Consider the following 10,687-nt stretch of genomic DNA (forward strand, 5'->3'; position numbering starts at 1 on the left):
ATGCCGGACCCCCGCGAAGTCTTCGTCATTCACGGCCGCGACGAGCAGGCCCGTCTCGCCCTGTGGCGGTTCCTGCAGGCCATCGACCTGCATCCGCTGGACTGGGAGGAGGTCGTCGAGCGCACCGGCCGCGGCGTGCCGTACATGACGGAGGTGCTGGCCAAGGCGTTCGAGGAGAACCAGGCGGCGATCGTGCTGTGCACCCCGGACGACGGCGCGATCCTGCACGAGGAGCTGCGCGGGCGGCGGGAGCAGCCGTACGAGACCGAGCTGACCGGCCAGGTCCGGCCGAACGTGCTGCTCGAGATGGGCATGGCGCTGGCCCTGCAGCCGGCCCGCACGGTCATCGTGGAGATCGGCGACCTGCGACCGGTCTCGGACATCGCCGGGATCAACGTGATCCGCTTCAACGGCACCGCGGAGAGCCTCAACAAGATCGCCGGCCGGCTGGAGCTGGCCGGCTGCGCGGTCAACCGGAAGGGCACCGACTGGCTGGACACCACACCGTTCGAAAACCTGAAGGCGTACCAGCGCACCTTCCGCTGATCTCCGGCGCGGTTCCGGAACCTGAAACAAATGGAACATGTTGACACGCTTCTTCGGCGCGTGTTTCGCTGCGTTCAGCCATGAGGCATCGACTTGTTTCACTGTGTTTCACCGCGACCGGGTGGAGACCGACGATGAAGAGAGTCAGCTGTCGGGCCGGGACCGCCGCCCTGATCACGGTCCTGGCCGCGGCACCCGGCCTGGCCGGCACCCCGGCGAGCGCCGCCGGCCGGCCCGACGGCTCGGCCCAGGTCTGGGTCACCACGGTGGACCGCGCCGAGTTGCTGCACCGGCGCGCGCCCGTCGCCTTCGGCCGGCAGCCGTCCCGCCTGCCGACCATCGTGATCGACCCGGCGCTCACCTACCAGCGGGTGGACGGCTTCGGCGCCTCGATCACCGACTCGTCCGCGGCCGTGCTGACCGGGCTGCGCCCCGCGGTGCGGGAGCGGACCATGCGCGAGCTGTTCGACACCCGCCGCGGCATCGGCGTGAGCTTCCTGCGCCAGCCGGTCGGCTCGTCGGACTTCACCGCCGCCGCGCGGCACTACACGTACGACGACGTGCCGGCCGGGCAGACCGACTTCGCGCTGCGCCGGTTCAGCATCCGCCACGACCGGGCGCGGATCCTGCCGCTGCTGCGCGAGGCCCGGCGGCTCAACCCGCGGCTGACCGTGATGGCCACCCCGTGGAGCCCGCCGGCCTGGATGAAGACCACCGGCTCGCTGGTCGGCGGACGACTCAGGGACGATCCGGCGATCTACGACGCGTACGCCAGGTACCTGGTCGCGTTCGTCACCGCGTACGCCGCCGCGGGCGTACCGATCGACTACCTGTCGGTGCAGAACGAGCCGCAGAACCGCACGCCGTCCGGCTACCCCGGCACCGACCTGCCGGTGCGTCAGGAGGCGGCGGTGATCCAGCGGCTCGGCCCGCTGCTGCGCGCCGCCAGCCCGCGTACCAAGATCCTCGCCTACGACCACAACTGGACCACGCACCCCGGTGACGTGGCCGGCACCCCGCCGGGCGAGAGCCCGGAGACCGACTATCCCTACCAGCTGCTGGCCGGGCCGGCCGCCCGGTGGATCGCCGGGACCGCGTACCACTGCTACTCGGGTGACCCGAGCGCGCAGACCGCACTGCACGACGCGTTCCCGGACAAGGGGATCTGGTTCACCGAGTGCTCCGGCTCGCACGGCGCGGACGACCCGCCGGCCACGTTCTTCCGCGACACGCTGGTCTGGCACGCCCGCACCATCACCATCGGCACCACCCGCAACTGGGCGAAGTCGGTGGTCGACTGGAACATCGCGCTGGACAGCACCGGCGGCCCGCACCTGGGCGGCTGCGGCACCTGCACCGGCCTGGTCACCGTCCAGCCGGACGGCTCGGTCACCACCAACGCCGAGTACTACACGATCGGGCACCTGTCGAAGTTCGTCCGGCCGGGCGCGGTGCGGGTGGCCAGCACGTCGTGGGGCACCACCGGGTGGAATGGGGAGATCATGGACGTCGCGTTCCGCAACCCGGACGGCTCGACGGCGCTGGTCGTGCACAACGAGAACGACGAGCCGCGCGGTTTCGCGGTGGCGGTCGGCGGGCGGACGTTCGAGTACACCCTGCCGGGCGGCGCGCTGGCGACGTTCACCTGGCCTCGTTAGCCCGTGCTCCGGCCTCGTCAGCGGCGGCCCGGCCTCGTCAGCGGTGGATCAGGCCGAGCCGGGCGGCGGCGTCGTTGGCGAGCAGGAAGCCGACGACGCCGATGATCCAGGCCAGCGTGTTGCTGTTCGACATCCAGTCGCTGAACCGGGTCAGCGGCTTGGCGATCCGGTCGCCGGCGGCCAGCCGCAGGGCCAGCAGGACCAGCGCGGGAACGATCATCAGCAGGCAGTAGCCGGCCATCACCAGGGCGATCCGGGCGCCGGGCAGCCCCGAGGTGGCCAGCAGGCCGATCGCCGCCAGGTAGGGCAGCATCGTGGTCAGCTCGGCGGCGGCAGCGGCCAGGGCCAGCGCGGCCAGCCCGGCGGCGCCGCCGTCGTCGGAGAGGGCGCGCTCCCGCCAGCGCGGCAGGCGGCCACCGGAGGACGGCAGCCGGAAACTGCCGAAGAACAGCGCGACCCCGGCGACCAGCTGCAGCCACTTCGCCACCGAGGTGTCGAGCAGCCGGGTGATCTGCGGCAGGAAGGCGTCGGCGCCCAGCGCCACGGCCACGCCGACGGCGAAGTAGAAGGCGGCGACCGTACCCAGGAAAGCCACGATGCGGCCGGCCCGCACCGGCCCGGGATGCAGCAGCAACCAGATCGGGATCAGCAGGGTGCCGAAGCTCGTGGCATCGAGGAGAGCGAGCACCGCGAGCGAGCCGAGAAGCGTGACGTCCATGCCGCAACGGTGCCGCCGCGCGCGACGCGGCGCGTCCGCCGAAGGATGCCGGCACCGCTGACGCGTACACACTTCGAGGTACGACGAATGCCGCCGCCCGTGATGGGATGGGTCCGTGACGATCCGGGAACGCTGGCGCGGCAGCACCCGTCTGCAGGACGCCGGTGCCGCGGCCGCGACGTTCGTGGTGGGACTGGCGTTCAACCTGATCGGCCTGACCGGCATCTGGTCGAGCCTGCCCCGGGGCGACGGGGTGCCGTCCTGGTGGCACACCGGGCTGCTGGCGATCGGCTGTCTCGGCATGCTCGGCAAGCGCCGCCACCCGCTGCTCGCCCTCGCGGCCGGGGTGGCCGTGACCGTCGTGGACGGCGCGATCGGCGGCAGTGTCGCGCTGGTCCTGGTGCTCTTCGACGTGCTCTTCGCGGTCGGACTGTACGCCTCGGCGCGGGCCCGGACCGCGGTGACCAGCGTGGTGTTCGTGGTCATCGGCACGGCGAGCGTGGTCGGCGGCCTGGCCGCCGGCGAGTTCCGGATCGCCGTCTTCATCGGACTGAACCTGACCACCCTGCTCTTCGTGCCGCTCTGGTGGTCGGCCAACCTGCGTCAGCAGCGGCGGCTGGGCCTGCTCGACGCGGAGCGCACCGCGCGCGAGGCGGTGCTGGCCGAACGCGCCGCGATGGCCCGCGACCTGCACGATGTGATCGCCGCGCACCTGTCCAGCGCGGCGATCCACTCGGGTGCGGCGCTGGCCCGCCCGGCCGACAGCGACCGGGACCGGGCGACCCTGCGCGAGGTCCGCGCCGGCAGCCTCGCCGCCCTGGAGGAGATGCGCTCGATGATCCTGCTGTTGCGGGCCGACGACCCGGCGGCCGCCGACCCGACGCTGCCCGGCGGCCTCGACCGGCTGCCCGAGCTGGTCGCCGCGGCCGAGGCCGGCGGGTTGCGGCTGACCGCCGGGCTGCGCGAGGTGCCCGGGCTGCCGGCGGTCATCGGGCACACCGTGTACCGGATCGTCCGGGAGGCGCTGACCAACGCGGCCAAGCACGCGCCCGGCTCGGACGTGCGGCTCGACGTGCGCCCGGCCGGCGACCTGGTGACGGTGACCGTGACGAACGCGGTGACCGGCTCCGGCGCCGCCGACCGTCAGGCGCTCGGCTCGGGCACCGGGCTGATCTCGCTGCGCGAGCGGGCCGCGCTGCTCGGCGGTGAGCTGACAGCGGGTCCGGACGGGACCTTTTTCACGGTACGGGCGACGCTGCCCCGCCGCCCGGCCGGGGCCGGCGCGTGATCCGGGTGCTGCTCGCCGACGACCACGCGGCGATCCGCGCCGGGATGCGCCTGATGCTGGAACAGGCCGACGACATCGCCGTGGTGGGTGAGGCCGCCGACGGCGCGGTGGCGATCCGGCAGGCGGCGGCGCTGCGACCGGACGTGGTTTTGATGGACATCCGGATGCCGGGCACCGACGGGATCGGCGCGACCCGGGCGATCACCGCCGCCGGGGTGGCCGACGTGCTGATTTTGACCACGTTCGACCTCGACGACTACCTGTTCGGGGCGCTGCGCGCCGGCGCGGCCGGGTTCCTGCTGAAGTCGGTCGAGCCGGCCGCGCTGGTCGACGCGGTGCGCCGGGTCGCGGCCGGCGACGGGTTCCTGGCGCCGGAGGTGACCCGGCGCCTGCTCACCGCGTTCGCCGCCGCCGTACCGGCGGCGCCACCCGAGCCGCCGTCGCTGGCCGGGCTGACCGAGCGCGAGCGGGACGTGCTCGCCGCGCTCGGCCGCGGCCTGTCCAACGCCGGCCTCGCCACCGAGCTGGCGATCAGCGAGGCGACGGCGAAGACGCACGTGTCGCGGGTGCTGGGCAAGCTCGGCTGCACCTCGCGGGTGCAGGCGGCGATCCTGGCCAAGGAGGCCGGGCTCGCCTGAGGCCGGTCCCGGCCGCGGTCAGAGGCGGATCGGCAGCCGGGCCGGGCCGCGCAGGCTGATCCGGTCGTTCCACTCCACCTCGCCGTCCAGCCGCAGCCCGGGGAAGCGCCGCACCAGCTCGCCGATGGCGATCTTGCCCTCCAGCCGGGCCAGCGCGCCGCCGAGGCAGAAGTGGATGCCGCTGCCGAAGGAGAGGTGCCGGCGGGCGTTCGGCCGATCCAGCCGCAGCTTATCGGCGTCCGGCCCCCAGAACGCCTCGTCCCGGTTCGCCGACGCCAGGTTGGCCAGGACGAACGTGCGGGCCGGGATCACGTGGCCGCCCACCTCGTACGGCTCGAGCGTCACCCGCCGGCTGTTGTGCACCGCGGCGTCGTAGCGCAGCAACTCCTCGATCGCGTTGTCGTCCAGGTCGGTCCGGGTCCGCATCACCTCGAGCTGATCCGGGTGCCGCAGCAGCGCCAGGGTGCCGTTGGAGATCAGGTTCACGGTGGTCTCGTGGCCGGCCACGTAGAGCAGGGTGACCTGGGCGATCAGCTCGTCGTTGCTGAGCACGTCGCCGCCCTCCTCGGCGGCGATCAGCGCGGACAGCAGGTCGTCCGCCGGATGGCGCCGCTTCCAGGCGACCGCCTCGCCGACCATGGCGAACAGCTCGGTGTCGGCGGCCTCGACCGCCCGCAGCACCTCCGGGCCGGTGACCGGCTCGACCGAGCGCATCAGGGTGCCGCTGAGCTCGCGGAGCCGATCGTTGTCGGTGGGCGGCATCCCGAGCATCCGGGAGATGACAGTGAACGGCAGCGGGAACGACAGCGTCTCCACGAGGTCGCCGCCGCCCTGGTCGGCCAGCTCGTCCAGGGCCTCGCCGACCAGGTTGCGGATCAGCGGCTCCATGCCCTCGATGGCCCGGGGCGTGAACACCTTCGCGACGAGCCGGCGCAGCCGGGTGTGCCCCGGCGGGTCCCGGTCCAGCATGGCCAGGCCCTTGAGGCGGGGCTCGATCGGGACGCCGGCGTACTCGTAGGTCTTGCGGAACGGGCCGGGGCCGACGTTGCGCTGCTCGACCGACATCCCCGACTTGATCAGGGCGTTGACGTCCTCGTAGCGGTTGAGCATCCAGAAGCCCAGCGGGTGCTCGTGCACCGGCACGTGCTCGCGCAGCTCGGCGTAGTGCGGGTACGGGTCCTTCTTGAACTCCGGGGTGAACGGGTTGAAGACGACAGAGGTGGTGGTGGTCATGCGCGGTTCCCCGTCCGGGTGAGATGCTCGGCGGCGCCCTCCATCAGGACGTCCGCGATGGCGCCGACGGTGCGGGCCGGCCAGGGCTCCAGCTCGGTCCCGGCGACCACCTGGTTGAAGGCGCCCATCGCCGGCCCACAGTGCACCAGGTAGTCGGCGGACCGCTCGTCGCCCGCGACGGCCAGGCGCCGGCCGCGGGTGAAGTACGCCCGGAACAGCTCGGCCAGCTCGGCCTTCGGGTCGGCGCCCGGTGTCGTGGCGGGCGGCTGCTCACCGCCGAGATAGTTGTCCAGGACCCGCCCGCGGGTCTCGGCGGGAAGGTCGGCGAGGCTGTCGTGGCGCTGCCACAGCTCGTACAGCGCGGTGGCCCGGGCCGGGAAGAGCAGCCCCCGGCTCAGGTACCGGGCCGGCACGCCGAGCTCGAACAGCTCGCCCCACGGTCCGGTGGCGACGTCGAACTCGCCCGCCTCCTGCAGCAGGTCCTTGACCCGGCTGCTGGTCGCCGCCTCCACCGAGCACTGGTTGACCGAGCCGGTCAGCACGAAGTCGGCGCCCATCACGAACGCGGCGGCGACCGCCTCCGGGGTGCCCAGCCCGCCCGCGCAGCCGACGTGCACCCGGTGGCCGGGCAGCGCCGCCCGGTCCCGCAGCCGCAGTACGGCGGGCAGCAGCGACAGCGCGCCGGCGGTGCCGCCGAGCCAGCCGCCGTCCGCCTCGGCGCACAGGTCGTCGGCCATCGGTGTGCCCCGGGCCGCGCGGGCCTCCTCCTCGGTGACCGCGCCGGACCGCAGCAGCCGGCGGACCAGGTGCTCGGGCGGCTCGGCGAGGAACTCGGCCGCGACGTCGGTGCGGGACACCTTCGCGATGATCCGGCCGCCCTTGAGCCGGAAGCGGACCAGATCCTCGGTGATCACCGGGTGGCCGGACGCCTCGACCAGGTCGACACCGTAGCGCAGCAGCAGGTCGACCAGGGCTGCCTCGCGGCCCGGCTCGCGGTGCGAGTACTGCAGGTTGACGCCGTAGGTGCCGCCGGGGCCGAGGTCGTCGACGACGGCGTGGACCTCCCGCTCGACCTCGTCGAGGGTGAGCCCGGCGGTACCGAGGAAGGCCAGCACACCCGCCTTGGCGGCGGAACGCAGCAGCTCGTGCCCGGAGACGCCGCCGTACATGGAGCCGATCAGGTAGGCGCGGCGCAGGCCGTACCGTTGCCGGAAGTCAGCGGCGCCGAGGTCGTCGGCGCCGCTCGCCCGCGGCGCTGCCGGCTCGGCCGGAGCGGCCAGCGGCCGGGAGGGCGCGGGCAGCGGCTCGGCGAGCGCGGGCAGCGGCTCGGCGGCGGCGCGGATGCGGGTGACCAGCTTGGTGAGCACCTGGCCGGGGCCGAGCTCGACGAACGTGAAGTCACCACCGGCCATCAGCCGCCGCACGGTGTCCGTCCAGCGCACCGGCGCGGCGATCTGCGCGGTGAGCCGTTCCTTCAGCGTCTCCGCGGTGTACGGCAGCCCGTCGACGTTGGCGAGCACCGGGATCGCCGGCGGTCGCAGCGTGACGCCGTCGAGGAACTGCCCGAACGTCTCGGCGGCCGGCCGCATGTACCGCGAGTGCAGGGGCGCGCTGACGTTGAGCCGGACGGTCCGGGCGCCGGCCGCCTCCAGCGCCGGGCACGCGGCGTCGATCTCGTGCGCCGGGCCGGAGATCACGCACTGGTCCGGGGCGTTGTCGTTGGCCAGGTCCAGGCCGGTCAGCCCGGCCGTGGTCAGCACCTCGGCGATCGCCGCCTGGCCGAGCCCGATCACCGCGACCATGGTGCCGGCCGCGCCCGAGGCGGCCATCACCGCGCCGCGCCGCTGCACCAGCCGCAGCCCGGTCTCGAAGTCGAAGACGCCGGCCGCGAACAGCGCGGCGTACTCGCCGAGGCTGTGCCCGACCAGGTAGTCCGGCGGCACCGGGTCGGCGGCGATCCGGTCCAGGTAGCCGAGCGCCTCCACCACGTAGAGCGCCGGCTGGGTGAACTCGGTGCTGCCCAGCCGGCGCTGCGGGTCGGTGAGGCAGAGTTCCGCGACGGAGTAGCCGAGCACCCGGTCGGCGATCGCGGTCTCGGCGGGGAACCGGGCGAACAAGTCCTTGCCCATGCCGCGCCGCTGCGAGCCCTGCCCGGGGAAACCGTAGACCTTCATGACCTCGACCTTTCTGGGCTGCCGCCGCGGCGGCACCTGTGACCTGGCCTTCTCGAACAGCTCGGTGTCCCGGGCGAACGGGCTGAGCAGTGGTATCGACACCGACGCCGACCCCTCGGGCAGCAGCGCGCGCACGAAGTTGTGCAGGCTGCTGGACGGCCCGAGGTCGAGGGAGCGGAACTCGCCGCGGCCGCGCAGCGTCGCCATCGCGGCCTCGAAGTCGATCGGGTCGCGGGCGACCCGCCAGAAGTGCTCGGCGGTGGGCTCGGTGACCAGTGCCCCGCCGACACAGGAGATCCACGGCAGCCGCGGCGGCGTGAGGCGCACCCCGGCGAAGTTGGCCCGGCTGCGCTCCAGCGTCCCGTCCAGCAGGCTGGAGTGGAACGCGTATTCCACCGGCAGGCGCAGGTGCGGCACGTCCGCCGCGAGCAGCGCCGACTCGGCGCGGGCCAGGTCGTCCTCGGTGCCGGCCACCACGAAGTTGCCCGGATAGTTGCGCGCCGCCACCTCGCAGGAGCGCAGGGCCGGCACGCTGTCCAGCACCTCGCTGCCGGCGAGTACCGCCAGCATGCCGCCCGGCGGGCTGCCGCGCAGCGCCGCCGCCTGCCGGGTGAGCAGGCGCAGACACTCGGCCGGGTCGAGGCTGCCGGCGGTGACCGCCGCCGCGTACTCGCCGAGGCTCACGCCGAGCACCACGTCCGGGGTGATGCCGGCCGCGGCCAGCGCGTCCACCAGCGCCAGCTCCAGCATGACGATGGCCGGGTGGGTGAGCCGGGTGTCGACCAGCGGGTCACTCTTGCGCCGGCCCCGGTCGTGGATCCGGTCCAGGACCGAGTAGCCGAGCGCTTCGGCGACCGTCGCGTCGTAACCGGACAGGGCCGTACGGAAGGCCTCGTTGTGGTCGAAGAGGTCCCGGCCCATCTGGTAGTACTGCGAGCCCTGACCGGGAAACATGAAGACGATCGGCGCCTCACCCGACAACGACATGACGGTCCTCCTCGCGTGCGGCACCGGCCCGCGCGGTGATCAGGGTGAGCAGCGGCCCGGTCAGCGCGGTGGTCACCAGCGCCATCAGCAGCAGGGCCAGGTAGAGCGTGGCGGTGAGGACACCGGCGCTGTAGCCGGCCTGCAACAGCACGATCTCGGTGAGCCCGCGGGTGTTCAACAGCACCCCCAGCCGCAGCGCGTCCGCGCGGTCCTCGCCGCCCCAGCGGCTGACCAGGTAGCCGCCACCGATCTTGGCCAGCACGGCCAGCCCGGTGGCGACGCCGGCGACCAGCCACGGCACCCCGCCCGATCCGGTCCACACCTTCAGGCCGGTGGTGACGAAGAAGATCGGCACCAGCCACAGCCCGGCACCGGTGATCCGGCGCACCGGCGGGTCCCAGGCCGCCGATCCGGCCGGGACCATGAGCCCGACCAGAAAGGCGCCGAAGATCGCGGTGAGCCCCCAGGTCTCGGCCGCCGCCGCGGCGGCCAGCGCGGCCGCGGCGAGCAGCACCGCGGTCACCCACGGGGCCCGCCCGACCAGCCGCGTGACGATGTCCTGCCGCAGCAGCCGGCGGACCAGCAGGGTCACCACCAGCCCGGCGACCAGCACGACCGCCGCCGAGACGATGCCGTCCGAGCCGCCCTTGGCGATGCCGAGCGCCACGGCGAGGGTCAGCCAGGCCAGCGCGTCCACGATCACCGCGGCGGTCATCGCGAGCCGGCCGGTACGCGTGCCGGTCAGCCCCCGGTCGGCGAGAACCCGGGCCAGCACGGGGACCGCCGACACCGTCAGCGCCAGCACCATCATCAGCACGAAGGCGCTGGTCGGCGCCGGGCCGACGAACTCCGAGCCGCCGAAGCGGAGCAGTCCGAGGCCGAACGCCAGCCCGGCCAGCACCGAGGGCACCAGGGTGGCCGCGGTGGTCCAGCCGATCGCCCGGTCCCGCAGCCGCTCTCCGCTCAGCCGCAGCTCGTGCGCGACGCCGACCAGGAACAGCACCAGACCGGCGTGCCCCACCTCGCGGAGCACGCCCAGCACCCGGGCCGGCAGCAACGTGTCCCGGGCGTCCGGCCAGAGGGCGCCGAGCAGGGCCGGGCCGAGCAGCATGCCGACCACGATCTCGCCGACCACGGTGGGTTGCCCGACGGCCCGCGCGGCACGGCGGCCGATCAGTCCGGCGAGCAGCATCACGGCGCCCGCGACCAGAACGTGGCCGGCCAGCAGCAACCCGGTCATCGGTAGCTCTCCCAGAACAGGCCGGCGCCGGCGTCGACCCGGCCCCGGATGACGGTCCGCCGGTCGGCGGGCGGCGCCGGCAGCGGCGCGCGGCCGCCACGGAGGTCGCCGGGCGCCGGGGCCAGCAGCAGGTGGGCGTTGGTGCCGCCGTCGGCGAAGCAGTTGATCGCGGCGAGCGCGGCCGACTCCGGCCACGGCCCGCTCC

8 protein-coding genes are annotated in these 10,687 nt (G+C 73.9%); 4 read left to right on the forward strand and 4 right to left on the reverse strand.

Annotated elements, in window-relative coordinates:
* Positions 1-546 carry a nucleotide-binding protein gene (locus Actob_RS31950; RefSeq protein ID WP_284915573.1) on the forward strand — a complete coding sequence of 182 codons (546 nt, stop codon included), beginning with the start codon at positions 1-3 and terminating at the stop codon, positions 544-546.
* A 134-nt stretch (positions 547-680) separates the two neighbouring features.
* Positions 681-2,204, forward strand: a complete 1,524-nt coding sequence (locus Actob_RS31955) for a glycoside hydrolase family 30 protein (RefSeq protein WP_284915574.1) — start codon at positions 681-683, stop codon at positions 2,202-2,204.
* Positions 2,205-2,241: 37 nt separating this feature from the next.
* Here Actob_RS31955 and Actob_RS31960 read toward each other — a convergent pair whose 3' ends face one another.
* On the reverse strand, positions 2,242-2,922 hold the full coding sequence (locus Actob_RS31960; RefSeq protein ID WP_284915575.1) for a GAP family protein: 681 nt from the start codon (positions 2,920-2,922) through the stop codon (positions 2,242-2,244).
* A 115-nt stretch (positions 2,923-3,037) separates the two neighbouring features.
* On the opposite strand from Actob_RS31960, the gene Actob_RS31965 reads away from it, so the two are divergent.
* Together Actob_RS31965 and Actob_RS31970 are read left to right on the forward strand one after the other, a co-directional pair.
* On the forward strand, positions 3,038-4,210 hold the full coding sequence (locus Actob_RS31965) for a sensor histidine kinase (protein WP_284915576.1): 1,173 nt from the start codon (positions 3,038-3,040) through the stop codon (positions 4,208-4,210).
* Between the two features lie 44 nt (positions 4,211-4,254).
* Positions 4,255-4,848, forward strand: a complete 594-nt coding sequence (locus tag Actob_RS31970) for a response regulator (RefSeq protein ID WP_407653726.1) — start codon at positions 4,255-4,257, stop codon at positions 4,846-4,848.
* A gap of 18 nt (positions 4,849-4,866) precedes the next feature.
* Here Actob_RS31970 and Actob_RS31975 read toward each other — a convergent pair whose 3' ends face one another.
* The 3 genes from Actob_RS31975 to Actob_RS31985 are packed head-to-tail and all read right to left on the reverse strand — an operon-like array spanning position 4,867 to position 10,482.
* Positions 4,867-6,081: a cytochrome P450 gene (locus tag Actob_RS31975; RefSeq protein ID WP_284915578.1), complete on the reverse strand. Its 1,215-nt coding sequence runs from the start codon at positions 6,079-6,081 to the stop codon at positions 4,867-4,869.
* Entirely contained in the window at positions 6,078-9,242 is a 3,165-nt protein-coding gene (gene fabD / locus Actob_RS31980; RefSeq protein ID WP_284915579.1) for an ACP S-malonyltransferase, read from the reverse strand. Before fabD ends, Actob_RS31975 begins: the two co-directional genes overlap by 4 nt.
* Positions 9,226-10,482: a cation:proton antiporter gene (locus Actob_RS31985; RefSeq protein ID WP_284915580.1), complete on the reverse strand. Its 1,257-nt coding sequence runs from the start codon at positions 10,480-10,482 to the stop codon at positions 9,226-9,228. The genes fabD and Actob_RS31985 overlap by 17 nt, the downstream gene beginning before the upstream one ends.
* Between the last annotated feature and the right edge of the window lie 205 nt (positions 10,483-10,687).

The organism is Actinoplanes oblitus (assembly GCF_030252345.1).
GTDB lineage: Bacteria > Actinomycetota > Actinomycetes > Mycobacteriales > Micromonosporaceae > Actinoplanes > Actinoplanes oblitus.

What these genes read in the sequence shown, in the direction of transcription:
- Actob_RS31950 (WP_284915573.1), top strand. Translation starts at nt 1, where the DNA reads ATGCCGGACCCCCGCGAAGTCTTCGTCATTCACGGCCGCGACGAGCAG.
- Actob_RS31955 (WP_284915574.1), top strand. Translation starts at nt 681, where the DNA reads ATGAAGAGAGTCAGCTGTCGGGCCGGGACCGCCGCCCTGATCACGGTC.
- Actob_RS31960 (WP_284915575.1), bottom strand. Translation starts at nt 2,922, where the DNA reads ATGGACGTCACGCTTCTCGGCTCGCTCGCGGTGCTCGCTCTCCTCGAT.
- Actob_RS31970 (WP_407653726.1), top strand. Translation starts at nt 4,255, where the DNA reads ATGCGCCTGATGCTGGAACAGGCCGACGACATCGCCGTGGTGGGTGAG.
- Actob_RS31975 (WP_284915578.1), bottom strand. Translation starts at nt 6,081, where the DNA reads ATGACCACCACCACCTCTGTCGTCTTCAACCCGTTCACCCCGGAGTTC.
- fabD (WP_284915579.1), bottom strand. Translation starts at nt 9,242, where the DNA reads ATGTCGTTGTCGGGTGAGGCGCCGATCGTCTTCATGTTTCCCGGTCAG.
- Actob_RS31985 (WP_284915580.1), bottom strand. Translation starts at nt 10,482, where the DNA reads ATGACCGGGTTGCTGCTGGCCGGCCACGTTCTGGTCGCGGGCGCCGTG.